Here is a 26,875-nt window from a genome sequence, read left to right as displayed (position 1 = left end):
GCCACCTCACGACGCTTCTCTCCGCCCGTCCCATGAGTCCGATGTCCTGGCTACTCGCCCTCGCGATCCCGATCGCGCTGCTGCTCGACCGCTGCTTTGGCGAGCCGCCGGCCGCCGTGCATCCGGTCGTCGGCATGGGTCGCTTCCTGGGCCTCTTCGGCGACCGCCTGTGCGGCATGTCGGCAAAGGCGGCGTTCATCGGCGGCGCGCTCGCGTGGAGCGTGGGCATCACGCTGTCCGCCGTCACCGCCTGGGCGATCGAGCACGCGATCATCGCGGGACTCGAGCCGTGGTTCGGCGGCTGGCGATTGGCCGTCGCGGCACTGCTGCTGGGACTCGCGCTGAAGCCGATGCTCGCGTGGCGCATGCTGCGCGACGAGGTCGCCGCCGTCGAGACCGCGCTGTCGCGCTCGCTCGATGAAGGCCGCGCGCAGCTGTCACGCCTGGTCAGCCGCGACACGACGCAGCTCTCCGCGCTCGAGGTCCGCGAGACCGCGATCGAGACGCTCGCCGAGAACCTCAACGACTCCGTCATCGCGCCGCTCTTCTGGTTCATGATCGCCGGCCTGCCGGGCGCGGCGGTGTACCGCTTCGCCAACACCGCCGACGCGATGTGGGGCTATCGCGGCCGCTGGGAATGGGCCGGCAAGTGGGCCGCGCGCGCCGACGACGTGCTGTCGTGGATCCCGGCGCGGCTCACGGGACTGGCGCTCGTCGCGTTGCGGCCCGCGCTGCTCGCGCCGCTGCTGCACGAAGCCACGCGCACGCCCTCGCCCAACGGCGGCTGGCCGATGGGCGCGATGGCGTTGCGGCTCGGCCGCGCGCTGAGCAAGCCCGGTCACTATCGGCTCAATCCGTCCGGCAGCGACGTCATCGCCGAAGACATGGTCACGGCGCAACGGCTCGCCGCAGGCGCGATGCTGGGCCTGGCCGCGTTGCTGGCCCTGGGCGGCGCGGCGCTGCGCGGCGGCTTCGCGGTCGTGAGGAGCACGCTGTGAGCCGCTTCCCTTCGCTGATGCACGGCGGCACCGACGCGGGGCCGCCGGTGCTCCACGACTTCTCGACCAACGCCCATCCGCTGGGCCCGCCGCCGGCCGCGCTCGACGCGGTGCTGCGCGCCGACCGGCTGTGTTATCCGGATCCCGCCTACGTCGCGCTGCGAGCCCGCCTGGGGGACTGGCACCGCGTCGAGCCTGAGCGCGTGCTGCCGGCCTCCGGCGGCTCGGAAGCGATCCGCCGCCTGACGCTCGCCGCGATGCTGTCCGGCGTGACCCGCGTCTGCGTGCCGCAGCCCGGCTTCGGCGACTACGCCGCCGCCGCGCACGCGCTCGGCCTGCAGGTGACCGGCTACGACGACGCGTTCCAGCTCGCGGATTCCCTGGATCTTCCCTCGCTGGTCTGGGTCTGCGATCCCAACAACCCGACCGGCGCGAGCTTCGGCCCCGCCGAATGGACCGCCGTGGCGCTCGCGCTCGGGCAGAGCGGCTCACAGCTCGTCGTCGACCAGGCCTACGACGCGCTGCGCCTGGCCGGCACCTGCTCGCTGCCGCAGCCGATCGCCGACGGCGCCTGGCGCCTGGTCTGCCCCAACAAGGCCTTCGGCCTGACCGGCGTGCGCGGCGCCTACCTGATCGGCCCGCGCGACGGGCTCTGGATCGACCGCGTCGCGGAGCTGGCGCCGAGCTGGGTCCTGTCCTCCGAGGGTCAGGCCTTGCTCGAGGCCTGGACCACGCCGTCCATCCGGGACGAACTCGACGCCTCGCTCCCGCTGCTGCGCGAGTGGCGCGCCGCGCAGTGGGCCCGCATGGCGGACATGGGCTTCGACCAGATCGACGGCGGCGTCGTCAACTTCTGGCTGGCCGCCCTGCCCTCGCCGTGGCACGGCGTGCCGGAGCCACTGCTCGAAGGCCTGCGCGCGCTCGGCATCAAGCTGCGCGACGCGAGCTCCTTCGGCCTGCCCGGACTGGTCCGCGTGTCGGTGCAGTCGCCGGAGGCGGTCGACGCGCTGGCGACCGCGATGTTCACCTTCGGCGGCCACACACCGCTGCCGTCGCCGCCGTCGCGCCATGGCGCGTTCGACACCACGCATCCGTTGGGAGAAACGCTGTGAGCGGTCCTGCGTCGGATGACGTCGTCCGTCCCGCCAAGCGCGGGCTCTCCACGGGGCATGGGGGATCCCTCCAGGACCCCCATGCCCCATTCCGGCCCCACGGTGACTCGCTGACTCCCGACGGCGCGGTCGGGCAGCGGCGGGGACGGGCCGTCATGGTGCTGGGTACCACCAGCGGGGCGGGCAAGAGTTTCCTGACCACGGCGCTGTGCCGCTGGTACGCCCGACAGGGCCTGCGCGTGGCGCCGTACAAGGCGCAGAACATGAGCAACAACGCGCGCGTCGTGCCAGGCATCGACGGGCGCCAGGGCGAGATCGGCTCGGCCCAGTACTTCCAGGCGCTGGCCGCCCGCGCGCGGCCCGAGGTGAGCATGAACCCGGTGCTGCTGAAGCCGGAGAAGGACACCGCCTCGCAGGTCGTCGTGCTCGGCGAGGTCGACGAGGCGCTCAGCCGCGCGCCGTGGCGCGAGCGCAGCGAAACGCTCTGGTCCCGCGCACGCGGGGCGCTGCACGCGCTGCTGGACGAGAACGACGTCGTCGTCATCGAGGGCGCCGGCTCGCCCGCCGAGATCAACCTGCACAGCAGCGACTACGTGAACATGCGCACCGCGCGCGAGGCCGGCGCTGCCTGCCTGCTGGTCACCGACATCGACCGCGGCGGTGCCTTCGCGCATCTGTACGGCACGCACGCGCTGCTGCCGGCGGACGAGCGCGCGCTGATCCGCGGCTTCGTGCTGAACCGCTTTCGCGGCGACGCGGCGCTGCTGTCGCCCGGCCCGGAGATGCTGCAGCAGATGACCGGCGTGCCCACGCTCGCAACGCTGCCGATGTGGCGCGGGCACGGGCTGCCCGAGGAGGACGGCGTCTTCGACGACCGCACGACCGGCGGTGCCGGCATCGGCACTGACGGCAGCGGACGCGCGACTGTCCGCGTTGCCGTGATCGCCTATCCGCGGCTGTCCAACCTCGACGAGTTCCAGCCGTTGCGCAACCTGCCCGGTGTGCGCCTGAGCTGGGCCCGCACGCCGGCGGAGCTCGACGGCGTCGACTGGATCATCCTGCCGGGCTCGAAGGCGGTAGCGGCGGACCTGGCGTGGCTGCGCGCGCAGCGGCTGGACGTCGCGGTCGCGGCGCATGCCGCCGCTGGCCGGCGGGTGCTGGGCATCTGCGGTGGTCTGCAGATGCTGGGCGAGGCGCTGGTCGATCCGCACGGGCTCGACGGCAACGCGCCCGGCCTGGGCCTGCTGCCGCTGGTGACGCTGTTCGAGCGCGAAAAGCTGCTGCGCGACGCCGAATGCCGCTTTGCGCCAACGCTGGACGCGCCGTGGTCCTCGCTGAACGGCGCCGTCGCACGCGGCTACGAGATCCACCACGGCCGCACGGCGCAGCACCCGGGCCTGCCCGCGGCGCGGCCGGTGCTGTTCGACGGCCTCGGCGAGCCGGTCGGCTGGCAGCACGGGCCGGTGCTCGGCCACTACCTGCACGGCCTGTTCGAGGACGACCGCGTGCTGGCCGCGCTGTTCGACCGCCCGGCGCGCCCGCTCGACCAGGTCTTCGACGAGCTGGCCGACTACATCGACCGCCATTTCGCGCCCGGCGTGCTGATGGGCCTGCTGTCGCCGTCCGCGACGCCGCCATTGCCGTAGCCGTCCTCGCAAGCGCCTCCGCTCCCCTTTCCCCTCTCCCCCCTTGAAGTCCGATAAGTCCCCATGACCAAGCAAGACCTGATCCCCGCGATTCCCACGCTGCACGATGCGGCGCTGGCGTCGGCGCTGCAGCACCGCATCGACCGCAAGACCAAGCCGCTGGGCTCGCTGGGCCGGCTGGAGGGCTTGATGCTGCGTCTGGGGCTGATCCAGGGCACGGAGCAGCCCAAGCTGGTGGAGCCGCAGATGATGGTCTTCGCGGCCGATCACGGGCTGGCCGCGCACGGCGTGTCGGCCTTCCCGTCGGACGTGACCTGGCAGATGGTGGAGAACTTCCTGGCGGGCGGCGCGGCGGTGTCCGTGCTGGCGCGCCAGCACGGGCTGCAGCTGAGCGTCGTCGACGCTGGCGTGCGTCACACCTTCGAGCCGCGTCCGGGCCTGTTGATCGCCAAGATCGCGATGGGCAGCCGCGACATGCTGGCCGGACCGGCGATGACGGTCGACGAATGCGCGACGGCCGTCGCCGCCGGCAAGACGCTGCTGCAGAAGCGGCCCGGCAACGCCTTGCTGCTGGGCGAGATGGGCATCGGCAACACCTCGTCGGCGGCGCTGCTGCTGTCGCGGCTGGGCGGGTATCCGCTGGCGGACTGCGTCGGACGCGGCACGGGCCTCGACGACGCGCAGCTGCGTCACAAGCTGGACGTGCTGGCGCGCGTGCTGGAGAAGCATCCGCGCGCGACCGAGCCGATGGCGGCGCTGGCCGCGCTGGGCGGGCTGGAGATCGCGATGATGGTCGGCGCGGTGCTGCAGGCGGCGCTGGAGCGCCGGGTGATCGTCGTCGACGGCTTCATCACCGGCGCGGCGGTGCTGGTCGCGGCGAAACTGCAGCCGGCGGTGCTGGAGCGCTGCATCTTCGCGCACCGTTCCAACGAGCAGGGCCACCGGCTGATGCTGGACACGTTGCAGGCGCAGCCGCTGCTGGACCTGGGCCTGCGTCTGGGCGAGGGCTCCGGCGCGGCGCTGGCCTGGCCGCTGCTGGAATCGGCCTGCCGCGTGCTGGCCGAGATGGCGAGCTTCGATTCGGCGGGCGTGAGCGACAAGACCTGACGCCGGGCTGAGAAGCGGCGCCGCTATGCTCGCTGCGCCACCTCATCCCCCACGATCCCGCTCCGCCATGTCCGACACCGAACGCTCCCTGCTCGACACACTCCGCGCGTTGGAGGTCGAGCTCCACCATCCCGGTGTGCGCTGCAGCGCCGAGCGGCTGTCGCAACTGCTGCACCCGGATTTCCACGAGGTCGGCCGCTCCGGCCGCCAGTACGACCGCGAGACCATCATCCGCTGGCTCGCCGACGACCACGAGCCGCCGAAGATCCTGCCCGACGAGTTCCGCATCGCACCGATCGCGCCCGACGCGGCCTTGCTGACCTATCGCTCGGCGCATCGGCAGGAGGACGGCTCGCTGGCGCATCACACGCTGCGGTCCTCGCTGTGGCTGAAGACGGCCGAAGGCTGGCAGATGCGCTACCACCAGGGCACGCCCGCCGCACAAGCCTGGTGAGGCGCACGGCGTCGGCGCCCGTCATGGTGCGCTGGCGCACGCTCGGCGTGCGACGCCGGGTTGAGGGACATCGGCGCCGGAGTGGACGAAGGTCACGTCCCGGGAACCCCGATGGGCGCTAGATTCTCGGCGACTCCACTGCTGTCCAGAGCGGCGGGGTCGGCCGGGTCCAGCCGGTCGTTGTACCGACTCCCGTTCCTCTCCCATGATCGACCCGACCGACTTCGCCGCGCCCTTCGGCGGCCTGCCCGTTCCCGAATCCCTCCGGGCGCTGCTGCGCTTCCAGGACGAGATCGGCTACGGCAACTATTCCGCAGCGTTGACGCTGACCGCTGACGACCATGACGGCCTGCGCCATGGCTGGTCGTCGGACCCCGCCTTCCTGTCCCGGTTGATCCCGTTCGCGCGGGCGAGCGCGTCGGGCTCCTTCTACGCGCTGTGGAATCCGGATCCGTCGCAGCCGCCGATGCCCGACCGCTGGCCGGTCGTGGCCTTCGGCGATGAAGGCGGCGAATGGATCGTCGCGCGCGACGTACGCGAGCTGCTGCGCGTCAGCACCTGCGACGTGGAGCCGCTCATCGACTTCGATCGCATCCACTACTTCCGCAGCGAGCATCACTACCGCAAGAGCGAGGGCCTCGACGTCTACATCGCGTGGCTGGGGGAACATCTGCAACTGGCGCCGGTCGACGATCCGGAAGCGATCCTCGAGGCCGCGCAGCGGGAATGGCAAGACGCCTTCGAACGGTGGATCCAGCCGTTCCTGCAAGGATGAGGGGGCGCGCGACGGCTTGCGTCCAGCCTGGAAAAATCGCCCCGCGATCGCTGCGGCCGTGCCGACATCGTCCGAGGCGATGGGAGCGGTCGGGATCGCCCGCTCGACGGGGCGCGTTCGCGCGATACGTGGCGCCGGCAATCCGCGCGAGTCGGTGCGACACGCGGGATTTCTGATCGAGAGTCCTCAGCGCTCGCTGGCCAAGCTCACTCTCCCTGCCTTGGACTGAAGGTCCGCGGGAACACCACCGCGCTCTTGCGATCCCGCAAGCGATAGCCCATGGCGGCCCGGTTGGCGTCGCCGGCCATCGGCCCTGCTTCGTCGAGGAATCCGGCCGCGAGCATCCGCGTGCGGAAACCGCTCTTGTCCACCGGACGCCCCAGCACGACCTCGTACATCCGCTGAAGTTGCGGCAGCGTGAAGGCCTCGGGCAACAGGAAGGCCGGCAGCGACGTGTACTCCACCTTGCCACGCAGCCGCTCGACGGCGGTCTTCAGGATCGCGGCGTGATCGAAGGCCAGACGCGGGCGTTTCAGCAGCGTCTCCACTTCGAACCAGCCCACGTCCGCGGCGTTCGCGCCCTTGGCCAGCTTCACGCCCTCGGCGGGGATCAGCGCGAAGTACACATGGGTCGCGGACCAGCCGCGCGGATCGCGGTCCCTGCCGCCCCAGCTGCCGAGTTGCTCCAGGTACGGACTGGCGACGCCCGTCTTCTCCGACAGCTTGCGTCGCGCACAGGCCTCCAGATCGCGATCGCGGTCGATGTCCACGAAGCCGCCCGGCAAGGCCCAGCGATCGGGGAACGGCTCGCCTTCCTTCGATGGCCGCTGGACCAGCAGCACGCGCAGTTGATCCTCGACGACGGAGAAGATCACCACGTCGACTGTCGTGAACGGCAGAGGAAAGGACGGGCTCGTAGAAGCGGGCTGTGGTTTCCGGCGCGAAGGTTCGGACGTCATTTGGGTTCGGGATTAATTCGCTCGCTGGAAAGTTGCACTATACAACTCCGATGGCAGATCTGGCCCGCCGCCCCGTCCACCGAGGCGGCTCGATAGAATGCCGCCTGTGACCCGCTGGCTCCGCATCCTCGTCCTGACGATCCTCGTCCCCGCGTACGGCATCGCCGCCGCCGGCGTGACGATGTTCGTCGCGGGCGTCGCGCATGCGCAGCATCTGCTGGTCGACGGGCAACCGGCCGATCCTGCGGCCATCGCCATCGCCGCGGCGCAACCAGGCGCCGACGACGAACAGGCCGCCGACATCGCCGCCCTGCTCTTCGAGCTCGGCGACACCTCGGACGACATGCCCGATCACTTCAAACCCGACGCGCGACCTATGCGCGTCGCGCCGCCGCAGATGAATCCGCTCCCCACGCCCCAGTTGCACGAGCCTCAGCGCTGCACGCAGCCGCTGCTGCGGCCGCCGCGCGCCTGACGCGTCCCGTGTAGCCCGCTCCGAGGCGCTCCGCCGCCTCCGCCCCCTGCCCCTCCCCATCGGCACGCGCCGCGCATTCCGCGCTCGCGTGCGTCTGCGCCGTCCCCGCCGCGCGCCTCGTCCCCGAGGCCCGGCGGACCGGCGCCCCTTCCTCATCCATCATGGAAATCGCCTTACTTTTCTTCCTCATCCTGCTCAACGGCCTGTTCGCCATGTCCGAGATCGGACTGGTCACCGCGCGCCGTGCACGCCTGCAGAAACTCATCGACGACGGCGACAGCGCCGCCGCCGCCGCCGTCAAGCTCGGTGAGGATCCCACCCGCTTCCTGTCGACGATCCAGATCGGCATCACCTCGATCGGCGTGCTGAACGGCATCGTCGGCGAGGCCGCGCTCGCCGGGCCGCTGGCCCTCTGGATCACCTCGCATGGCGTGCCGGCGGAATACGCCAGCGGCGCCGCGACCGGCCTGGTCGTCGTGCTGATCACCTACTTCTCGATCGTGCTCGGCGAGCTGGTGCCCAAGCGCCTGGGACAGTCCAACCCCGAGGCCGTCGCGCGCCTGGTCGCGCGCCCGATCGCGGCGCTCGCCGTCGCGACCAAGCCCTTCGTGCGTCTGCTGTCGGGCTCGACGAACGCGCTGCTGCGCCTGCTCGGCGTGAAGCAGTCGGCGGCGTTCAACGTCACCGAGGAAGAGATCCACGCCGTGCTCGCCGAAGGCACCAGCGCCGGCGTGATCGAGTCGCACGAGCACGCGATGGTGCGCAACGTCTTCCGGCTGGACGACCGTCAGATCGGCTCGCTGATGGTGTCGCGCCGCGACGTGGTCTGCCTGGACCTGAACGATCCGATGGAAACGACGCTCGCGCGCATCGAGGCTTCCGACCACGCGCTGTTCCCGGTCGTGCGCGGCGGGCTGCATGACATCGTCGGCGTCGTGAATGCACGCCAGCTGCTGTCGGAGATGCTGCGCCAGCGCCAGCCGCGCCTGGATGAGCGCCTCGCGCCGGCGCTGTACGTGCCGGAGACGCTGACCGGCATGGAGCTGCTGGCCAACTTCCGGCTGTCCGCCGTGCACATGGCCTTCGTGATCGACGAGTATGGCGAGGTGCAGGGCCTGGTCACGCTGCACGACCTGGTCGAGGCGATCACCGGCGAGTTCCAGCCGCGCGATCCGGCGTCCGCCTGGGCGGTCCAGCGCGAGGACGGCTCCTGGCTGCTCGACGGCCACATCCCGGTGCCGGAGTTGAAGGACCGCCTGAACCTCGACGAGGTGCCGGAGGAAGAGCGCGGCCGGTATCACACGCTGAGCGGGATGATGATGCTGCTCACCGGCCGGCTGCCGCGCGAGGCGGACACGGTGGAATGGGAAGGCTGGCGCTTCGAGATCGTCGACATGGACGGCAAGACCATCGACAAGGTGCTGGCGTCGCGTGTCGTGGAGGTCGCGGAGGTCGCCGATGTCATGGCGTGACGTCGCTCGGGTGGCGGTCGTGCTGGTCCTGGTGCCGCTGCTCGTGTCGTGCTCGGAGGGCTATCCCGGCGAGGACCGGCCGCTGGTCAGCCCCTTCGACATGAACAACGCCGAACGCGTCGCCGAGCTCAACGTCGTCGGCCGGGATTCGCCCGGCCCGCGCTGGCGCTACGCGCTGCGCGACGGTTGCGCGCTGGAGGTCGAGCAAGGCAGCGGGAAGGACCAGCGACGCGTGGCGGTGACGCTGAAGCGATCGATGGATGCGGAGGTCGTCTTCGACGACGCGACGAAGACCTACGACGTCGCGTTGATCGATCGTTCGGTCGATGCCGGCAAGCCCATCGCGACGCTGCTCAAGACGGACAAGTGGACCTATGCGACGCAGGGGAGCCTGCTCATCGATCTGTTGATCAGGGATTGCGCAGCAGGGTCCACCGCACGGCGGCTTCAAACGACGGGAATGTTGCCATTCCCCGGTCGGTCACCAACGTGAGCAGGTAGTACTGGATCCCCTGCCCGTACGAGACTTCCAGTTGGAGGTCACGAATGCGCGGGGGTCCCTGAACGAACAGGTCCTCGCGGGGTACGCCGTCGCGATCGACGAGGTCGCCGTGAATGGGCTGGATCGCGAACAGCTCGATCTCGATGCGCGCCTGCAGCGAGATCCGCTCCGCGGCGCGTCGCAGACCGAGCGCCGCCAGCAGGCGCTTCTTCCGGCCCGGCCAGCTCGATGGGGCCAGCGTGCAGTCGATGGCGAGCCGGAAGTGATTCCCCTGCTCGTCCTCGAACGGTCCGAGCGACCGCAACCACCGATCCGGCTCCGTTGGCGGCAGCCCTGCGAGAACGTCGTCGCTCATTCGCGGCCTACTTCGAATAGCCCTGATCCTTGATGAACACCGCCCGCTGCTTCTCGCCGTTGAACGCGAAGAGCACGCGATCCTGCTCGCCGTTCTCGCGCTCGACGGTCATCGTCCAGCGGTCGAGCCGGTAGCGGCCCGCGAAGTCGGCGCCGTTGCGACGTTGTCGCTGCGCGCCACCGGCGCCCGCACCGACGGCACTGACCGATGAGGTCGTCGTGCTGCCACCGCGCGAATAGGTGTTCGTCGCCATGCCCGCCACGCCGTTCGCCGCGGCCATGGCGCCGGTGCCGAAGACCGACTTGCCAGTCTGCTCGAAGCTGCCGTCCGGCTGGAAATGGAAACGGTTCTGCGAGCTGCCGCCGCCGAGGATCGAATACCAGGAGTGCGTGAACGTGCCGTCCAGCCGCTGCCCCGCCGAGGCCGGCGTCGCGGGCGTGCCGCTGATCGTGCGCCAGTCCTTGTCGTCATGGTCCTTGATCTGCCAGTCGCCGCCGCTGCGGCGCCACTGGATCACGCGCTCCGGCTTGAAACGACGCGCCGCGGCCATGTCGAACTCGTCCGGCGGCAGGTCGAGATTCCGGTAACCGGTGCCGTCCTTCAGCAGCAGGTGGAGGTTCTCGACCAGGCTCTCGCCGCTGGGCTGGTACCAGGTCCAGAGCAGGACGGCGATGTCGCGCTCCGCGACGCCCTTGCCCGGCGCCACATGGATGGCGCGATCCGCCGCCGCACGACGCTCCAGCGCGGCGGCCCGCTCGCCTTCCTCGCGACGCTTTCGCTCATCCCCGGCGAGCGCCTTCAACGCAGGCCACAGCTCGTTCGACTTCGAGGTCAGGGACTTCAACCCGCCGCCGTATTGCTGGAGCAAGGCCTCATCCTGCGAGAACGCGAGCCGCAGCCATTCGACCTGGCCGTTGCGCGCCGGGCGCAGGTAGATCTGCGTCTCGATGGGCGCGCCGTTGACGGTCGCCACGCAGTTCTGGAGCACCACGCCGGCCTGCAGCCTCTGCGGCGGCTTGCAGGCCGGCTGGCCCGTCGCGCCCAGACCGCGCATCGGATCCTTGAGACGCGCGAGCGCAGCGAAGCCTTCGTCGCGCCCCGTGTCCATGGGTGGCGCGACCCACAACTGCATCACCTTGCCCGGCGGCAGATCGGCGGGCTGCAGCAGCAACCCGTCTTCATGTACTCGCTGCGTCCAGCCCGACGGCACGTCGAGGGCATGCGCGGGCGCCAGGGGTGTCAGCAGCGCGGCGACCAGTGCGGCGCGAAAGGCGATGCCAGATGCAACACAACCCAGGATCGATGAACAACGACGGACGACTTCGGGACAGCGCATGGTCTTCCTGCAGGAACGGGAAGGCGCAGTGTCCCGGCGATGCGCTTGAATGCGACCCCCAAGGGCTAGGGAGTCGGTCCGGACCACGCGGGTCCAGGTCTTGCCGCCAGGCTCGCGCTTCCGGCCCGCCAATGCAAAGCGGACCCGAAGGTCCGCTTGCTCACCAGGATCCGAGGGGATCGATCAGATCGACGCTCAGATCGAATAACCCAGCAGCATCGCCACGCCCGCTTCGCGGTTCGGACGCTTGAAGCCGTCGCGCGTCAGGCGGTTCATCGGGATCGACAGTGCCGAGGTCTGGAACCACTTGTTGTAGAGCTGCTCGATCTCGCCGCTGCTGTAGACGCGGCTCAGCGCGCGGTCCACGGCCGCCGCCAGCTTGGCGTCGCCCTTGCGCATCATGATCCCGTAGGGCTCCACCGAGAAGGCCATCTGGCCCAGGCTCAGGCTGTCCAGCGCCTTGTCCTTGGACGCCAGGCCCAGCAGCAGCGCGTCGTCCTGCGCGAACGCGCGGGCCTTGCCCTCGCGCAGCGCCTTGAAGGCATCGGTGTTGTTGGGGTACTGGACCAGCTGCATCTTGGCTTCGCCCGACGTGTTCAGCTGCGTGAACAGCTTCTCCGACGTCGTGCCCTTGGCCAGCGCGATCGTCATGCCGTCCAGGTCCTTGATCGACTCGACCCGCGACCCGTTCGGGATCAGCACGCGCATGCCCGCGACGAAGATCGTGTAGCTGAAGTCGACCTGCTCCTGACGCGCCTTGGTGTTGGTCGTCGAGCCGCATTCCAGGTCGATCTCGCCCTTCTGCAGCTTGGGGATGCGGTCCGCGCCGGAGACGACGACGTAGTTGACCTTCAGCTCGGGGAGCTTCAGCTCCTTCTTGATCTCATCGACGGCCTGCAGGCACAGGTCGACCGAGTAGCCCTGACCCTGCTTCTGCTCGTTGACGAACGAGAACGGCCGCGACGCCTCGCGCACGCCCAGCGTGATCGTCTTGGAATCCTTGATGCGGGCCATCGTGTCGACGGCGGGGCCGGCGGCGGTGGCGGACAGCGACGTCATCGCCACGGCGGACAGGACGAAAGCGCCGCTCAGGCGCCGGATCACGATGGACATGCTCGAATTCCGGGTCGGTGAAAACCCTGAATTCTAGAGAGCGGATGTTCCACACTTGTAACCAATGCCCCCCGCCCGAGGGTTCACTCTAGACGGATCGACAAGAAGCCCGCGCCGTCCGTGACTTCCGTCACGGATCGGCACGCGAACTCAGCCCGCCTTGACCGTGGCTGGCACGCCGCCTGCCGGCCGTCCGCGCACGAGCTGGCGCATCAGCAGCGCCGCGACCAGGGTCGACGCGATGACGACATACCCCACGTACGGGAAGTCGTTCACGTGGCCGTCCGGACCGATGTGCACGATGTGCCCGGCCACCAGCGAGGCGAGGCCGCCGGCCAGCTGCTGCAGCGCGGAGTTGATCGCGTTGAACGAGCCGCGCTGCTCCGGCGCGGGCACGCCCGCCAGCGTCACCTGGGCCGGGATCATCCGCGAGAAGATGCCCACGAACATCACCACGTTGACCACGATCAGCACCCACAGCGGCGAGGTGCCGAGGTGCGTGTAGAACGCGACCGTAGCGATGGTGATCGCGCAGCCCGCGTAGAACACCGGCATCGCGCCGATGCGGTCCGACAGCCGGCCGATCAGCGGCGAGAACACCAGGGTGCAGATGCCGGTGATCAGGTAGATGATGGGCAGGTGGTCCAGCGGGATGCCGACGTTGTGCACGACGAAGGCGCTGGCGAAAGGCATCAGCATGAAGCCGCCGGTGGTCAGCAGCGCGGTCAGCGCGAAGGCCAGTTGCTGGCGCGGGATGCGCACCGTCTGGAACAGGTGCCGCGCCGCGCTGTGCTGGCCGGTACCGGCCGCGCCGAGATGCGCGTTCACCGGCTGCAGCTTGAAGGCGATCACCAGCGCCGCGAGCAGCCCGAACAGCACGATCGCGATGAACGGCGCATGCCAGTCGAAGCGCGACGCCAGGAAGATCGAGAACGGCAGCCCCAGCACCTGGCTGGCCGCGAAGCCGCCCTGCAGCAGGCCCATCACGCGGCCGCGCTGCGCCGGCGGGAACAGGTCCGCGGTGATCGCCATGACGATGGAACCGATGACGCCGCCGAACAGCCCGGTGACGATGCGCGCCGCCAGCAGCGAGGGGAAGCTCGTCGCCAGCCCGCACCACAGCGTGCCCAGCAGGAAGCCGCAGAAGAAGAACAGCAGCAGGCGCTTGCGGTCGAAGCGGTCGGCGAAGCCGGCCGTGAGCAGGCCGGCGATGCCGGCGCTGAAGGCGTAGGCGGAGACGGCCAGGCCGAACTCGCCGGAGCTCATCCGCAGCGCCGGCATGATCATCACGCCCAGCGGCGACATGATCATGAAGTCGAGCACCACAGAGAACTGCAGCAGCGCCATCAGCCCCGCGGCGAGCTTCTGGTAGGGCGTGAACGGCACGATCGCTGCGGAAGCGGCGGGGGCGGCGGGGGCGGCGGAAGCCGGAGTCGATTTGTTTTCTGACATGGGGCGCGATTCTGCGCATCCCTCGTATCCGCAGCGTAAAGACATGGCCCCCATCGGGAGATTCCCCGAGACGCGGCGGTGCCCGGCCGCAACGTCACCGGAAACAGGGGGTGGATCGTGCGGGCGCCAGGTCTAGACTGGTGGCACGACGGCAGGTGGTCCCGCGCATCGACGCACCCAGTGCGCGCGCGGAGGTGGCCGTCGTGGGACAGGGAGCGGTCCTTTCGGGGCGGGCGATGCCGAGCCGGGAAGCGCTACTCCGCATCATCGAGATCCACAGCCAGGTCGCCCAGCTCGGGCTGGACCTGGCGGGCGTGATGTCGCTGTCGGTCCACGGCACGCTGGAGCTCGTCGACGCCGACGGCGCCGCCATCGAGCTCGCCGAGGGCGAAGACCTGGTCTACCGCGCCGTCGCCGGCGCCGCCAGCCACCAGCTCGGCGTGCGCGTGCGCCGCGACGGCAGCCTGTCGGGCACCTGCCTGCGCCAGGGCATCCCGCTGATCTGCGAGGACGTCGACACCGACGGTCGTGTCGACCTCGAGGCCTGCAAGCGCGTCGGGCTGCGCTCCATGGTCGTGCTGCCGCTGTCGCACCAGGGCACGCCGGTCGGCGTGCTGAAAGCCTTCTCGTCGCGCGTGCGCAATTTCGGCAACCGGGAGGTGGAGGTGCTCTCCCTGATGTCCAAGGTGCTGGGCGCCGCGATGTACTGGGCCACGCGCTACGGGCGCGACGACCTCTTCCACCGCGCCACGCACGACGACATGACCGGCCTGGCCAACCGCTCGCTGTTCATGGACCGGCTGCGCCATGCCACCGCGGAGGTCGAGCGCGGCGATCCGCCGATCGCCGTGGTGCTGCTGGACATGGACGGACTCAAGCACATCAACGACACGCTGGGCCATGCGGCCGGGGACGCCGCGCTGATCGAGTTCAGCCGCCGGCTGGCCGGCACCACGCGCGAGTCGGACACGGTGGCGCGGCTGGGCGGCGACGAGTTCGCCATCCTCCTGACCCACGCGGGATCGCCGACCACGCTGGAAGCGACGCTGCAGCGCATCCATGCGGCCGTCGAGGGCGCCTTCCCCTACATGGATCGCGTGCTGCCGCTGCGGGCCAGCATGGGGGCCTCCCGCTGCCCGGAGGACTGGCGCGACGCGACGGCGCTGGTGGAATGCGCCGACATGCGCATGTACGAGGCCAAACGTACACGGCAAGGCAGGGACCGCACCGGGCCGATGCCGCTGGAGCCGCCCTGCTGAAATCCAGGCTTCCCATGTCACCTCGGCTGTTGATAATGGCCCGCGACAAAATCAGCAGGGAGGAACCGATGACCGACATGGTGTTCGCCGACGAGCTGCCGGATCCCGGGGAGGAAACCCGCACGCGCACGCTGGATCCCTGGCTGGTGATGATCGTCGACGACGATCCGGCGGTGCATCAGGTGACCCAGCTGGTCATGGCGGACTTCGAGTTCGCAGGGCGGAAGCTGCAGTTCCTCAATGCCTACAACGGCGCGGAAGCGCGCGATCTGCTGCGCGATCGCCAGGACATCGCGCTGATCCTGCTCGACGTGGTGATGGAGTCGGAACACGCCGGGCTGGACGTGGCGCGTTTCATCCGCGAGGAGCTGCGCAACAGCCACGTGCGCATCGTGCTGCGCACCGGGCAGCCGGGCCAGGCGCCCGAAGAACACGTCATCAAGACCTACGACATCAACGACTACAAGGAGAAGACCGAGCTGACCAAGCGCAAGCTGATCACGGTCTTCTATTCGGCGCTGCGCTCGTACCGGGACATCGTGATCCTGTCGCAATCGCGCGCGGCGCTGCGGCGCTCGATCGATGCGATCACGCAGATCCACGACTCGAGCAACCTGCGCCACTTCGCGTCGGCGCTGCTGGAGCAGGTCGGGCACATGCTCGGCTACCAGGCGCAGGGGCTGTGCGCGAGCCGCATGTATGCCGCCTCGCACGCGGAAGGCCGGCTGCAGGTGCTGGCGGCCACGTCGGAGTACCAGGGGCTGCTCGCCGACGCCCAGGTCTCGGACCTGCCCGTCGACGTGCGCGAGGCGCTGGACCGCGCGCTGTCGAGCCGCGCGAGCAGCTTCGTGGACGGACGCTTCATCGGCTACTACCGGACGCACTCGGGCAACGAGAGCCTGCTGTACATGGTGCTGTCGGATCCGCTCGACGACGAGGGGCGGGAGATGCTCGACATCTTCTGCGCCAATGTCGCGATCGCGTATGAGGGCTTGCTGGAACGGGATCGCACGCGCTGAAGCGCCCTATCATCGCGGCCGGTTTCCCGGTCCGCGTCCATGCATCAAGTCCGCCTCTTCTTCGTCGCCCTGCAGTTCTTCACGCGCGTGCCCGTGCCGCGCTGGGTCGGGTTCGAGCCCGCCTGGCTGCAACAGTGCGCGCGCTACTTCCCGCTGGTCGGCGCGGTCGTCGGCGGTTGCTCGGCACTGGTGCTGTGGGGCGCCTTGCAGCTCTTTCCGGCCACGGTCGCCGTGGGGCTCGCGATGGCGGCTAGCGTCTGGCTGACCGGCGGCTTCCATGAGGACGGACTGGCCGACAGCTGCGATGCGCTCGGCGGCGCGGTCACGCGCGAGAAGGCGCTGACGATCATGAAGGACTCGCGCATCGGCAGCTACGGCGCGCTGGGCCTGATCCTCGTGCTGGGCCTGAAGGCGACGGTGCTGCTCGGACTCGCGGACATCGATCCGACGCTCGCGATGCTGGCCCTCGTGTGGGCGCACGTCGCCTCGCGCGCGGCGCCGGTGTGGCTGCTGCATGCGCTGCCCTACGCCGGCGACGCCGAGCACGCGAAGGCCAAGCCGCTGGCGACGCAGATCAGCGGGCCAGGTCTTGCCATTGCGCTGGCGCTGGTGGTGCTCGCGACGATCGCCGGCGCGTGGATCACGCCGGAGAACGTGCCCGAGATGCTGGCGGCGGTGGTGGTGTCCGCGGGACTGACCTTCTACATGCAGTCGATGCTGGAACGCCGTCTGCAGGGCTACACCGGCGACACGCTGGGCGCGACGCAGCAGGTCGTGGAGCTGGGCGCCTTGCTGGCGTTCCTGGCGATGGCGCCGCTGTTCCCGGCGGATTGACCATGAGCGGCAGTGAGCGTGCCAGCGCCAGCGCGCCTGCCGGCAACGACACCACCCTCGTCGTCTGGCGGCATCCGCGGCCCGAAGGGGCGCAGGGTCTGTGCGTCGGCGCTCGCTGCGACCTGCCGGTGGAACGGCGCCGCGCCAAGCGGCTCGCGCGGCGCATCCAGGCCCACGCGCGCCGTCACCGGTTGCCGCATGAGGTGTGGACGTCGCCGCTGCTGCGCTGCGCCGATGTCGGGCGATGGCTGAAGCGTTGGGGATGGCGGCATCGCGTCGATGCGGCGCTCGCGGAGATCGACTTCGGCGCGTGGGACGGCCGGCCATGGACGGACATTCCGAAGAACGAGATCGACGCCTGGGTCGCGGACTTCGCGCGCTTCGCGCCGGAGGGCGGCGAGTCGCTGACGGCCTTGCTCCAGCGCGCCTCGACGTGGTCGGGCGGCGCGCTGGTCGTCAGCCACGGCGGATGGATGCTGGCGCGGCGGTGGGCGCGGGAGCATCCCGGCCGAGCGCCTCAAGCCGAGCAGTGGCCGCGCCCGCCGAGCTACTCGGAGCGCTGGGAACTGTGAGTTCCGACGCCCGCTGCGGGCTCGTCCCCAGCCCCATCCTCAGCTATCGAGACGTCTCTCCAACACGGCCACGAGGCCGGCTGCAAAGATGTCTCGGTAGCTGCCGACACGGCCTTCAGCGATGAGTCGATCGGCATCCTCGATCTCGGTGCCGTCGATGACCGGCATCACGATCGCGCTGCCGCGCTGGTCGCGGCGCCATTGCAGCGCAGCAGCAAGATCGGCCTCGCATCCGCAATCGCGTTCGCGACTCTTCGCCATCACCTGCGCCACCTCATGCCGCAGCGCGGTCACCTCACAGCCGAGCGGCTTGGACAGGCGGACCTTGTAGTCATTGAACTTGCTGGGCTGCGCGTTGTGCAGGGGATCGAAGAGCACGATCTGGAAGATCTCGTCGGAATCGAAGAAACCGATCAATCGTCCCTCGGCCTTGGACACAGCGATCTGCAATAGAACGAACTCGCTGCCCGGTCGACGCTGATCTTGATCGATCCAATCGAGATCTTCGGGACGAATCGGAACGCCCCTGGCCGTCCAATCGATGTCATGGATCCGCAGCGTGCCTTCACGCAGCAACCGATCGTTCATCACATCGAGGACGCGGAGCCCGGAGAGCTCACTCAGGCGATGAAGTACCGAGACGAGCCAACGCCGGTCGATCTCGGCAGACTCGAAACCGAAGTACTTGATCTCGCGGAAGAGCCGAAAGCCGAAGGACCAAGGAGGATTCTTCGAAGAACGCGTACGCCGCATGGACGGATGCGTCGTCTCGACACTTCCCCCACGGCCGTCGGGCGGCCGGTAGCCGCGTTCAGGCGACCGACAGACGGGTTTGAACTTCATCAGTCTCCTCCATCTGTGCCCGGAAGCACCTGCGCATCTCGTCGTCGTCCAGTTCCGCTTCGCAGCGGGCCTCCAGGGGCAGTCGACCTCGGGCTTTCAGCCAGGGAGAGTCTTCCCTGGACATGCGCATGAGCTGGAAGGTCGGATAGATGCCGTATCCATCGATCACCTTGTCGATGTGATTGCGCTCCTCCGCCGTGAGCGTGCTGGCTGCGAAGCCGTCGCGCACGTCCTCCATGCCGACCCCGGCATAGAGCGAACGGCTAGCCGAAAAACGGTCGAACAGCTGCCGGCAGATCGGACCGTGAACCCAAGCCTGGAAACGCTCCGGGAAGAGCGGCCTGTCATGCACCGCCCAGTGCCAGCCCTGGACGTAATAGAGCAACTTGTGAAGCCGGTGAACGCTGGGCATCTCTCCCGCCTCGCTCAGCTGCACGATCAGATAGTCTGCGACGTCATTGATATCCGCCATCACCACCGTCCTTCCATTGAAACGATCCCGGCACGTCTCACGACGCTCTGTCGAGTTCCGGAATCAGAAGGCGGTGATCTTGCGACTAGGCGTTCGGCGCTTCAATTGCCCGTTCAAGTAGGCGAATGACTCAAGCTGTCTGCCGGGTCAGACGCACGTACTTCTGCATCAGCGTCTCGCGCGATTCGACGTGCTCAGGATTGACCGGAATGCAGGCCACCGGGCACAACATCGCGCACTGCGGCTCGTCGAAATGCCCGACGCACTCGGTGCACTTGCTGGGCTCGATCTGGTAGTACTCCTCGCCCATCGAGATGGCGTGGTTGGGGCACTCGGGTTCGCAGACGTCGCAGTTGATGCACTCGTCCGTAATCATCAAGGCCATGGCTTACTGCTCCACGCGGTTCTTGGCGACGCGCTCCGCCAGGCGCTCGCGCACCAGCGGCGAAACGAACTTGGCGACCTCGCCGCCCAAGGTGGCGATCTCCCGCACGAAGGTCGAGGAGACGAACTGGTAATGGTCCGACGGCGGCAGGAAGACCGTCTCGACTTCTGGCATCAGCTGCCGGTTCATGCCGGCCATCTGGAATTCGTATTCGAAGTCCGAGACCGCCCGCAGTCCGCGCACCACGACCTTGCCGCCGTTGGCCAGCACGAAGTGGCTCAGCAGACCCTCGAGCGCGACCACCTCGACGTTCGGAAACGGCGCCACCAGCTGGCGCGCCATGTCCAGGCGCTCATCGATGCTGAACATCGTCTTCTTGTGATGGCCCGCCGCGACCGCCAGCACCAGGCGTTCGAACAGCCGGCTGGCACGACGCACCAGATCCTCGTGGCCGAGGGTCATCGGGTCGAAGGTGCCGGGGTAGACGGCCGTCAGCAGGATCTGGGAGGTCATGGGGGCGGATTATCCGCCGCGGCGCAGCAGGCGGTAATGCACCGCCCCGGCCCGCCCTTCCTTCCACACGGACAAGCCCAGCGCGGCCGGCGCTTCGATCGCTTCCGGCGACTCCAGGTAGATCAGGCCGTTCTCGGCCAGCAGCGGCGCCGCCGCGGCGAGCGCGTCGACGAAAAGTCCGTCCGCGAACGGCGGGTCCAGGAAGATCAGGTCGAACGATCCCGGCGTTCCGCGACGCATCCACGCGAGCGCATCCGCGTTCGCGATCGTCATCGGCACCGCGCCGTCCTTGTCCAGCCGCTTGAGGTTGGCACGCAGCGCGTTCGCGAGCGTCGCATCGCGCTCCAGCAAGGTCACGCCGGTCGCGCCGCGCGACGCGGCCTCGAAACCCAGCGCCCCGCTGCCCGCGAAGGCGTCCAGCACGCGCCAGCCCGCCAGGTCCTGCCCCAGCCAGTTGAACAGCGTCTCCCGCACCCGGTCGGGCGTGGGACGCAGACCGACCACGTACGGCACCGGCAGCTTGGATCGCTTCCAGACGCCGCCGACGATGCGGACCTCGCCGGGTCCCGCCTCGCGCGGACGCGGCTTGACCGCGCCGTCGCCCACCGTCACCCGAGGACCGGGCCGGCCAGCGCGGCGCAAGCCGTCGATCTCCGAAGTCTGATCGCGCGCACGGCCTTCGCGGCCCTTGGCTCGCCCACTGGAGTTGCTCATTGGCGGACCGGAATGCCCTGCGACGCCATCAGCGCCTTGGCTTCGCCGACGGTGTGATCGCCGTAATGGAAGATGCTCGCGGCCAGGACCGCGTCGGCGCCGCCCTTCGTGATGCCGTCGGCCAGATCCTGCAGGGAGCCCACGCCGCCCGAGGCGATCACCGGCACGCCCACCGCGTCCGACACCGCGCGCGTCAGCGCCAGGTCGAAACCGCTCTTGGTGCCGTCGCGGTCCATGCTGGTCAGCAGGATCTCGCCCGCGCCGAGTTCAGCCATGCGCGTCGCCCACTCGACGGCGTCCAGACCCGTGTTCTTGCGGCCGCCGTGCGTGTACACGTCCCAGCCGGTGCTGCCGTCGGCGTTCTGGCGGCGCTTGGCGTCGATGGCGACGACGATGCACTGCGCGCCGTACTTGTCGGAGGCCGCGCGGATCAGTTCCGGATCGGCCACCGCCGCCGAGTTGAAGCTCACCTTGTCCGCCCCCGCGTTCAGCAGCCGGCGCACGTCGGCGACCGTGCGCACGCCACCGCCGACCGTCAGCGGAATGAAGACCTGCGAGGCCACCCGTTCGATGATCGGCAGGATCAGGTCGCGGCCGTCGCTGGTCGCGGTGATGTCGAGGAAGGTCAGTTCGTCGGCGCCCTGCTCGTTGTAGCGGGCCGCGATCTCGACCGGATCGCCGGCGTCGCGCAGCTCGACGAAATTGATGCCCTTCACGACGCGACCGCCGGTCACGTCCAGGCACGGGATGATCCGCTTGGCCAGCACCGGTCAGCCCCCGTTCAACTCGTCGGCGCGCCGCTGCGCGCCGGCGAAGTCGAGGTCGCCGGTGTAGATCGCGCGGCCGCAGATCACGCCGCTCACGCCTTCGGATTCGACCCCGCAGAGCGCCTCGATGTCGGCGATGTTGGACAGCCCGCCCGAGGCGATCACCGGGATGGTCAACGCCTGCGCCAGCTTCACCGTCGCCTCGATGTTGATGCCGGTGAGCATGCCGTCGCGGCCGATGTCGGTGTAGATCACGCCCTCGATGCCGTAGTCCTCGAACTTCTTGGCCAGGTCGATGACCTCGTGGCCGGTCAGCTTGCTCCAGCCGTCGGTGGCGACCTTGCCGTCCTTCGCGTCCAGGCCCACGATGATGTGGCCGCCGAAGGCCGACGCCGCGTCCTTCAGGAAGCCGGGGTTCTTCACCGCGGCCGTCCCGATGATCACGTACGACAGGCCGTCGTCCAGGTAGCGCTCGATCGTGTCCAGGTCGCGGATGCCGCCGCCCAGCTGCACGGGGATGTCGTCGCCGACCTCGCGCAGGATCGCCTTGATCGCCGCCTCGTTGACCGGCTTGCCGGCGAAGGCGCCGTTCAGGTCCACGAGGTGCAGACGCCGGGCTCCGGCGTCAACCCATCGGCGGGCCATCTCGGCGGGATCCTCGCCGAAGGTCGTGGAGTCGTTCATGTCGCCTTGCTTGAGGCGGACGCATTTGCCGTCTTTCAGGTCGATCGCGGGAATCAGCAGCATGGCCGAGGCAGTGGGGGTGAAGGAAGGGAAAGGTTCTGGAACACCCGGGAACGGAGCGTGCGAGGCCGACGACACCGGACCGGCAGCCCGGCGTCGAGCGCTCAGGGCGTCCAGTGCAGGAAGTTGCGATACAGGGCGAGCCCGGACGCGGCACTTTTCTCGGGGTGGAATTGGGTGGCAAAAATGTTATCCCGCGCCACCGCGCAGGTAAAGCGCGGGCCGTACTCGCTGTCGCCGGCGCTGTCGCGCGGGTCCGACGTCTCGGCGTAGAAGCTGTGGACGAAGTAGAACCAGCTCTCGTCCGGCACCTCGCCCCAGACCGGGTGGGCCCGCGTCTGGTGCACGCGGTTCCAGCCCATCTGCGGCACCTTGTAGCGGCTGCCGTCGGGCTGCACCTGACCCTCGAGCCGGAAGCGCTTCACGCGGCCCGGGATCAGCCCCAGCCCCGGCGTGTCCTGCTCCTCGCTGTGGTCCAGCAGCATCTGCATGCCCACGCACACGCCCATCAGCGGCTTGCGCGCGGCGGCGTCGAGCACCGCTTCCTTCAGTCCGCTGTCGGCGAGCTCGCGCATGCAGTCGCGCATCGCGCCCTGGCCGGGCAGCACGATGCGCTCGGCGGCGTAGACCTCGTCCGGCTGGGACGTGATGACGACGCGCACGCCCTGGTCCTGCGCCGCGGCGAGCACCGCCTGCGACACCGAGCGCAGGTTGCCCATGCCGTAGTCGACGACCGCGACGGTGCGCGGCCGGGCGACCGTGGAGACGGTGGAGGCTCCGGAGGCGCTCACAGCGTGCCCTTCGTCGACGGGATGACGCCGGCCGAACGCGGATCCAGCGTCATCGCCATGCGCAGCGCGCGGCCGAAGGCCTTGAACATGGTCTCGCACTGGTGATGCGCGTTGTGGCCCTTGAGGTTGTCCACGTGCAGTGACACCAGCGCGTGGTTGACGAAGCCCTGGAAGAACTCGTAGGTCAGCTGCGTGTCGAAGGCGCCGACCGATCCGGCGGTGAACTTCACGTCCATCGCCAGGCCGGGACGGCCGGAGAAGTCCACGACCACGCGCGACAGCGCCTCGTCCAGCGGCACGTAGCTGTGGCCGTAGCGGGTGAGGCCCTTCTTGTCGCCGACCGCCTGCGCGACGGCCATGCCCAGCGTGATGCCGACGTCCTCGACGATGTGGTGGCCGTCGATGTGCAGGTCGCCCTTGGCCTCGATGTCCAGGTCGATCAGCCCGTGACGGGCGATCTGGTCGAGCATGTGGTCGAAGAAGCCGATGCCGGTGTTCAGCGACGCCTGCCCGGTGCCGTCCAGATTCACGCGCACGCGGATCTGCGTTTCCTTGGTGTCGCGGCGGACTTCGGCGATGCGTTCGGAGCTCATGGGGATTCCAGGGAGATCAGGAGGATGTCAGACTGGCTTCGATGGCCGCCAGCATGGCCGCGTTCTCGTCCGGCGTGCCGACGGTCAGGCGCAGGCAACGTGCCAGGAGCGGATGCATGCCGGAGACGTTCTTCACCAGCACCCCGCGGGCCTTCAGGTCCGCGTGGAGGCGGTTGGCGTCGGGCACGCGCACCAGGATCATGTTGCCTTCACTCGGATAGGCGTGCAGGTCGACGGTCCTTGCCAACGCGGCCAGCGCGGTCTGCAGCTTCGCGCGCTCGGCCCGCAGTTCGGCGGCCTGACGCTCGTAGACCTCGGCGTGTTCCAGCGCGAAGAGCCCGGCCTCCGCATTCAGCACGCTGACGTTGTACGGCGGACGCAGCTTGTCGATGTGCCGGATCAGCTCGGCGTTGCCCATCATGTAGCCGATGCGCACGCCGGCCAGGCCGAACTTGCTCATGGTGCGCATGACCAGCACCTGTGGGTGGCGCGCCATCAGCGCCATCGAATCGCGCGCGGCGAAGGGCTGGTAGGCCTCGTCCATGACGACCAGCCCCGGCGCGGCCTGGGCGATGCGTTCGATGACGGCGTCGTCCCAGAGGTTGGCGGTCGGGTTGTTCGGATAGGCCAGGTAGACGATCGCGGGACGGAGTTCGGCGATCGCGGCGAGCATCGCGGCTTCGTCCAGCTCGAAATCCGCCGTCAGCGGCACGCCGACGAAGTCCAGATGCTGGTACCGCGACGACAGCTCGTACATGACGAAGCCCGGCACCGGCGCCAGCACGGCAACGCGTTCGCCCGGCTGGCAGACGGCCATGGCCAGCAGCGAGATCAGTTCGTCCGAACCGTTGCCCAGCATCAGCGTCTGGCCCTCGGGCAGCCGGGCATGCGCGGCCAGCGCCTGCGCCAGTTCCTGCGTGCGTTCGCCCGGATAGCGGTTGATGGCGACCGCGCCCAGGCGCTCGCCCAGCGCGCGCTGGAGTTCCGGCGACAGGCGGAACGGGTTCTCCATCGCGTCCAGCTTGATCAGGCCCGCGGACGGATGCACCTGGTAGGCATGCATCGCGCGGACGTCCTCGCGCAGGACACCGAGGGCGCGGTCGAGGGCAGCGGTCATGGAGCAAGCGCCGGAGACGGCAGGAAGTCGGAGAGGGAAGCGCCCGCCGGCAGCGCGCGCAGCGGGTCGACGATGAGGACGCTGTCGAAGAGCTGCCCGTGCGGCAGCGCCAGGCTCAGCAGGGTCTCGCAACCCTGCGCCTTGGCGGCCGCGACGATCAGGGCATCGGCATAGTGCAGCGAGAAGCGGCTTTCGAGCGACCAGGCCGATTCGACCGTTGCATGGTCGGTCGACCACGGCGCCCAGCGCTGGTAGCGGCGCACCTCGGCGCGCGCGTCGCCGTTGGGCATCGCTGGCGAGATGTGCGTCGTCACCGCGCGGTAGAAGTCGTTGAGCACCTGGCTGGAGGTGCGGCCCAGGCGCTGCTGCCACAGGCAGCGCAACCAGGCCATGGCCTGCGCGCGGCGAGCAGGATCGGCACCATCCTCGCTGAGGATCAGCACCGAGGTGTCGACGAAGACCGGCGCGGTCAGTTCAACGGGAACGGGCGTGGAGGCGTTCACAGCAGCCCCCGTCCCGGGTAGGGCTGGCCGTCCGACGACCAGGTGCGCTCGCGGTGCAGCCAATCCTGCAAGGCGCGCTCGTAGGCGTCGTCATGGCGCATCTTCTCGGCGAGCAGCTCGCCGACCAGCCGAGAAACGCTGGTGTTGCGCCGCGCCGCCTCCAGCCTCGCCCACTCGGCGACGCTGTCTTCCATGGTGACGGTGACGTTCTTCATCAGGACTTCAGATTAACACGAAGTTCGTGTTGCACGAACTTCGTGTTGGATGAAGACCGACTTTAAAGACCGACTTTGAAGGCCGACTTCGAAGGCCGGGCGCGGGCTCTCCACGACTCAGGGGGCGTCCCTCCGGGAACCCCCAGAGTCATTCCGGCCCCACGGAGACCCGCGGCCCCCGGGTTCTTGGACTGCGGGGGTTATGCGTGCAGGCGGAACTGCGCGACGACGTGCTGCAGGCTGCCGGCCTGCTCGCGCAGCGACTCGGAGGCGGCCGAAGATTCCTCGACCAGCGCGGCGTTCTGTTGGGTGACTTCGTCGAGGCGCTGGACGGCCTGTCCGACTTCCATCAGGCTGGTGCTCTGCTCCTGCGTAGCGGAGGAGATCTCCTGGATGATGTCCGTCACCCGCTGCACCGCGGAGACGATCTCACGCATGGTCTCGCCGGCATCGCTGACAAGACGTGACCCCGCGTCGACGCGCTCGACGCTCGCGCCGATCAGCGTCTTGATCTCCTTGGCCGCCTCGGCGCTGCGCTGCGCCAGCGAACGGACCTCGCTCGCCACCACCGCGAAACCACGGCCCTGCTCGCCCGCGCGGGCCGCTTCCACGGCCGCGTTCAACGCCAGGATGTTGGTCTGGAAGGCGATGCCGTCGATGGTGCCGATGATGTCCGAGATCTTGCGCGAGGACGCATTGATCTGGTCCATGGTGCTGACCACCTCGGACACGACCACGCCGCCGCGGTCCGCGACCTGGCTGGCGTTGAGCGCCAGCTGGCTGGCCTGGCGCGTGGAGTCGGCATTCAGGCGCACCGTGTCGGTCAGCGCGTGCATCGTGGCGGAGGTCTCTTCCAGGCTGGACGCCATCTGCTCGGTCCGCGCCGACAGGTCGCTGCTGCCCGCGGCCACCTCGGCGCTGGACATCGCGATGCTCTCGGCGCTGGTGCGCACCGCCGACAGCGAGCGGTTCAACGCGCCCTGCATCGCCGCCAGGGCCTGGGCCAGCTGACCCAGTTCATCGCGGCGCGAGGTGTCGATCTCGACGGTCAGGTCGCCTTCCGCCACACGGCTGGCGACGCTCACCATGTCGTTCAGCGGACGGACCGTGCTGCGGGTCAGGTAGAACGCCAGCACGCCGCCGACGGCCAGCGCAGCCACGATCAGCACGCCCATCGTCGTGAGCACCGTGCGATAGGCCTTGGCCGATTCGTCCATGCTGTTGTCCGCGCCCTGCGTGTTGATGTCGACCAGCTTCTGCACCGAGCCGATCAGCGCGCCGAACGCCTGCTGGGATTCGCCGTTGACGGTGGTCTGGTATTCGCCGCGGTTGCCGGCCTTGCGCGCGGCGATCAGCTTGTCCTGGATGGCAGTGAAGGCGGCGTACTTGGCCTTGACGTCCGTCCACTGCGCCGTCTCCTCCGGCGAAGACAGCAAGGTGTCGTACTTCTTGGCCAGCTCCGGCAGCGTCTTCTCGCGCAGCGTCTTGATGCGCTCCTGTTCCTGCTCGACCTCCAGGATCACATCCTTCAGGCACATCGCCATCTCGGCGCGGCGCAACTCGTTGAGCTGACCGCGGATGTCGTTGGCCGTGTTGATCGAGGGGATCCAGTCGGACCCCATCTCCACGACATTGCCCTGGATCACCTGGATGCGGGTGATGGCCACCACCCCGACCAGCACGGTCGCGAGCAGCACAGCAGCGAAACCCAGTGAGATGCGTACCCCGACGCGCAGATCTGAGACCTTCATGCTTGGCCATCCTGTTATGGAGATGTG

Annotated in this window: 31 protein-coding genes; 13 read left to right on the top strand and 18 right to left on the bottom strand. The window is 69.1% G+C overall.

Annotated elements, in window-relative coordinates:
- The first annotated feature begins 32 nt into the window (after positions 1 to 32).
- The 6 genes from cbiB (at position 33) to VF536_RS20295 (ending at position 6,092) form a co-directional block, all read left to right on the top strand.
- Positions 33 to 998, top strand: coding sequence for an adenosylcobinamide-phosphate synthase CbiB (cbiB, locus tag VF536_RS20320; RefSeq protein ID WP_331616686.1), 966 nt, complete (start codon positions 33 to 35; stop codon positions 996 to 998).
- The gene (locus VF536_RS20315) at positions 995 to 2,110 is read left to right on the top strand and encodes a pyridoxal phosphate-dependent aminotransferase (protein WP_331616685.1); all 1,116 of its coding nucleotides are present in this window, start codon (positions 995 to 997) and stop codon (positions 2,108 to 2,110) included. Before cbiB ends, VF536_RS20315 begins: the two co-directional genes overlap by 4 nt.
- A 155-nt stretch (positions 2,111 to 2,265) precedes the next feature.
- Positions 2,266 to 3,756, top strand: coding sequence for a cobyric acid synthase (locus VF536_RS20310; RefSeq protein WP_331616684.1), 1,491 nt, complete (start codon positions 2,266 to 2,268; stop codon positions 3,754 to 3,756).
- Between the two features lie 63 nt (positions 3,757 to 3,819).
- On the top strand, positions 3,820 to 4,863 hold the full coding sequence (gene cobT, locus VF536_RS20305; RefSeq protein ID WP_331616683.1) for a nicotinate-nucleotide--dimethylbenzimidazole phosphoribosyltransferase: 1,044 nt from the start codon (positions 3,820 to 3,822) through the stop codon (positions 4,861 to 4,863).
- Positions 4,864 to 4,930: 67 nt separating this feature from the next.
- The gene (locus VF536_RS20300) at positions 4,931 to 5,317 is read left to right on the top strand and encodes a DUF4440 domain-containing protein (RefSeq protein WP_331616682.1); all 387 of its coding nucleotides are present in this window, start codon (positions 4,931 to 4,933) and stop codon (positions 5,315 to 5,317) included.
- Positions 5,318 to 5,522: 205 nt separating this feature from the next.
- Positions 5,523 to 6,092, top strand: coding sequence for a hypothetical protein (locus VF536_RS20295; protein ID WP_331616681.1), 570 nt, complete (start codon positions 5,523 to 5,525; stop codon positions 6,090 to 6,092).
- Between the two features lie 206 nt (positions 6,093 to 6,298).
- Here the strand turns inward: VF536_RS20295 and VF536_RS20290 are convergent, their stop codons facing one another.
- Positions 6,299 to 7,051: an NUDIX hydrolase gene (locus tag VF536_RS20290; RefSeq protein WP_331616680.1), complete on the bottom strand. Its 753-nt coding sequence runs from the start codon at positions 7,049 to 7,051 to the stop codon at positions 6,299 to 6,301.
- Positions 7,052 to 7,157: 106 nt separating this feature from the next.
- Between VF536_RS20290 and VF536_RS20285 the strand changes: the two genes are divergently transcribed.
- The 3 genes from VF536_RS20285 to VF536_RS20275 all read left to right on the top strand — a co-directional run bounded on the left by VF536_RS20285 (position 7,158) and on the right by VF536_RS20275 (position 9,491).
- Positions 7,158 to 7,526 (top strand): hypothetical protein, encoded by a 369-nt coding sequence (locus VF536_RS20285; protein ID WP_331616679.1) that lies wholly within the window; start codon positions 7,158 to 7,160, stop codon positions 7,524 to 7,526.
- 161 nt (positions 7,527 to 7,687) lie between these two features.
- The gene (locus tag VF536_RS20280) at positions 7,688 to 8,998 is read left to right on the top strand and encodes a hemolysin family protein (protein WP_331616678.1); all 1,311 of its coding nucleotides are present in this window, start codon (positions 7,688 to 7,690) and stop codon (positions 8,996 to 8,998) included.
- The gene (locus tag VF536_RS20275) at positions 8,985 to 9,491 is read left to right on the top strand and encodes a hypothetical protein (RefSeq protein ID WP_331616677.1); all 507 of its coding nucleotides are present in this window, start codon (positions 8,985 to 8,987) and stop codon (positions 9,489 to 9,491) included. Before VF536_RS20280 ends, VF536_RS20275 begins: the two co-directional genes overlap by 14 nt.
- Here VF536_RS20275 and VF536_RS20270 read toward each other — a convergent pair.
- The 4 genes from VF536_RS20270 to VF536_RS20255 form a co-directional block, all read right to left on the bottom strand.
- Positions 9,409 to 9,855, bottom strand: coding sequence for a hypothetical protein (locus VF536_RS20270; protein WP_331616676.1), 447 nt, complete (start codon positions 9,853 to 9,855; stop codon positions 9,409 to 9,411). The two genes, VF536_RS20275 and VF536_RS20270, sit on opposite strands and share 83 nt — an antisense overlap.
- Before the next feature lie 7 nt (positions 9,856 to 9,862).
- On the bottom strand, positions 9,863 to 11,191 hold the full coding sequence (locus tag VF536_RS20265) for a hypothetical protein (RefSeq protein WP_331616675.1): 1,329 nt from the start codon (positions 11,189 to 11,191) through the stop codon (positions 9,863 to 9,865).
- Positions 11,192 to 11,386: 195 nt separating this feature from the next.
- Positions 11,387 to 12,304, bottom strand: a complete 918-nt coding sequence (locus VF536_RS20260; RefSeq protein ID WP_331616674.1) for an amino acid ABC transporter substrate-binding protein — start codon at positions 12,302 to 12,304, stop codon at positions 11,387 to 11,389.
- Between the two features lie 150 nt (positions 12,305 to 12,454).
- Positions 12,455 to 13,756, bottom strand: a complete 1,302-nt coding sequence (locus VF536_RS20255) for an MFS transporter (RefSeq protein WP_331616673.1) — start codon at positions 13,754 to 13,756, stop codon at positions 12,455 to 12,457.
- Between the two features lie 236 nt (positions 13,757 to 13,992).
- Between VF536_RS20255 and VF536_RS20250 the strand changes: the two genes are divergently transcribed.
- From VF536_RS20250 to VF536_RS20235, 4 genes are all read left to right on the top strand, one after another.
- Positions 13,993 to 15,015 (top strand): sensor domain-containing diguanylate cyclase, encoded by a 1,023-nt coding sequence (locus tag VF536_RS20250; protein WP_331616672.1) that lies wholly within the window; start codon positions 13,993 to 13,995, stop codon positions 15,013 to 15,015.
- A 68-nt stretch (positions 15,016 to 15,083) separates the two neighbouring features.
- A complete protein-coding gene (locus VF536_RS20245) occupies positions 15,084 to 16,034 on the top strand; it encodes a DUF3369 domain-containing protein (RefSeq protein WP_331616671.1) in 951 nt (316 codons plus the stop codon).
- Between the two features lie 39 nt (positions 16,035 to 16,073).
- A complete protein-coding gene (locus tag VF536_RS20240) occupies positions 16,074 to 16,868 on the top strand; it encodes an adenosylcobinamide-GDP ribazoletransferase (RefSeq protein ID WP_331616670.1) in 795 nt (264 codons plus the stop codon).
- 2 nt (positions 16,869 to 16,870) lie between these two features.
- Complete coding sequence (locus VF536_RS20235; RefSeq protein WP_331616669.1) at positions 16,871 to 17,440, top strand: histidine phosphatase family protein; 570 nt, start codon at positions 16,871 to 16,873, stop codon at positions 17,438 to 17,440.
- 39 nt (positions 17,441 to 17,479) lie between these two features.
- Here VF536_RS20235 and VF536_RS20230 read toward each other — a convergent pair whose 3' ends face one another.
- The 13 genes from VF536_RS20230 to VF536_RS20170 all read right to left on the bottom strand — a co-directional run bounded on the left by VF536_RS20230 (position 17,480) and on the right by VF536_RS20170 (position 26,848).
- On the bottom strand, positions 17,480 to 18,283 hold the full coding sequence (locus tag VF536_RS20230; protein WP_331616668.1) for a hypothetical protein: 804 nt from the start codon (positions 18,281 to 18,283) through the stop codon (positions 17,480 to 17,482).
- On the bottom strand, positions 18,252 to 18,755 hold the full coding sequence (locus VF536_RS20225; protein WP_331616667.1) for a Panacea domain-containing protein: 504 nt from the start codon (positions 18,753 to 18,755) through the stop codon (positions 18,252 to 18,254). The genes VF536_RS20230 and VF536_RS20225 overlap by 32 nt, the downstream gene beginning before the upstream one ends.
- A gap of 130 nt (positions 18,756 to 18,885) precedes the next feature.
- Complete coding sequence (locus VF536_RS20220; RefSeq protein ID WP_331616666.1) at positions 18,886 to 19,140, bottom strand: YfhL family 4Fe-4S dicluster ferredoxin; 255 nt, start codon at positions 19,138 to 19,140, stop codon at positions 18,886 to 18,888.
- A 3-nt stretch (positions 19,141 to 19,143) separates the two neighbouring features.
- Positions 19,144 to 19,653, bottom strand: coding sequence for a pantetheine-phosphate adenylyltransferase (gene coaD / locus VF536_RS20215; protein WP_331616665.1), 510 nt, complete (start codon positions 19,651 to 19,653; stop codon positions 19,144 to 19,146).
- 9 nt (positions 19,654 to 19,662) lie between these two features.
- On the bottom strand, positions 19,663 to 20,367 hold the full coding sequence (gene rsmD / locus VF536_RS20210) for a 16S rRNA (guanine(966)-N(2))-methyltransferase RsmD (protein WP_331616664.1): 705 nt from the start codon (positions 20,365 to 20,367) through the stop codon (positions 19,663 to 19,665).
- On the bottom strand, positions 20,364 to 21,134 hold the full coding sequence (gene hisF, locus VF536_RS20205; RefSeq protein ID WP_331616663.1) for an imidazole glycerol phosphate synthase subunit HisF: 771 nt from the start codon (positions 21,132 to 21,134) through the stop codon (positions 20,364 to 20,366). The genes rsmD and hisF overlap by 4 nt, the downstream gene beginning before the upstream one ends.
- Positions 21,135 to 21,137: 3 nt before the next feature.
- A complete protein-coding gene (gene hisA / locus VF536_RS20200) occupies positions 21,138 to 21,881 on the bottom strand; it encodes a 1-(5-phosphoribosyl)-5-[(5-phosphoribosylamino)methylideneamino]imidazole-4-carboxamide isomerase (RefSeq protein ID WP_331616662.1) in 744 nt (247 codons plus the stop codon).
- A gap of 101 nt (positions 21,882 to 21,982) precedes the next feature.
- Positions 21,983 to 22,669, bottom strand: a complete 687-nt coding sequence (gene hisH, locus VF536_RS20195) for an imidazole glycerol phosphate synthase subunit HisH (RefSeq protein ID WP_331616661.1) — start codon at positions 22,667 to 22,669, stop codon at positions 21,983 to 21,985.
- Entirely contained in the window at positions 22,666 to 23,262 is a 597-nt protein-coding gene (gene hisB, locus VF536_RS20190) for an imidazoleglycerol-phosphate dehydratase HisB (RefSeq protein ID WP_331616660.1), read from the bottom strand. Before hisB ends, hisH begins: the two co-directional genes overlap by 4 nt.
- 16 nt (positions 23,263 to 23,278) lie before the next feature.
- A complete protein-coding gene (gene hisC / locus VF536_RS20185) occupies positions 23,279 to 24,379 on the bottom strand; it encodes a histidinol-phosphate transaminase (RefSeq protein WP_331616659.1) in 1,101 nt (366 codons plus the stop codon).
- Positions 24,376 to 24,882, bottom strand: coding sequence for a PIN domain-containing protein (locus VF536_RS20180; protein WP_331616658.1), 507 nt, complete (start codon positions 24,880 to 24,882; stop codon positions 24,376 to 24,378). The genes hisC and VF536_RS20180 overlap by 4 nt, the downstream gene beginning before the upstream one ends.
- Positions 24,879 to 25,097 carry a CopG family transcriptional regulator gene (locus VF536_RS20175; RefSeq protein WP_331616657.1) on the bottom strand — a complete coding sequence of 73 codons (219 nt, stop codon included), beginning with the start codon at positions 25,095 to 25,097 and terminating at the stop codon, positions 24,879 to 24,881. Before VF536_RS20175 ends, VF536_RS20180 begins: the two co-directional genes overlap by 4 nt.
- A 200-nt stretch (positions 25,098 to 25,297) precedes the next feature.
- Positions 25,298 to 26,848, bottom strand: a complete 1,551-nt coding sequence (locus tag VF536_RS20170; RefSeq protein ID WP_331616656.1) for a methyl-accepting chemotaxis protein — start codon at positions 26,846 to 26,848, stop codon at positions 25,298 to 25,300.
- Positions 26,849 to 26,875 lie beyond the last annotated feature (27 nt).

The organism is Roseateles sp. (genome assembly GCF_036486225.1).
GTDB lineage: Bacteria > Pseudomonadota > Gammaproteobacteria > Burkholderiales > Burkholderiaceae_C > Roseateles.
The sequence above is the reverse complement of the archived record's forward strand: the minus strand, read 5'-3'. Positions and strand labels throughout refer to the sequence as shown.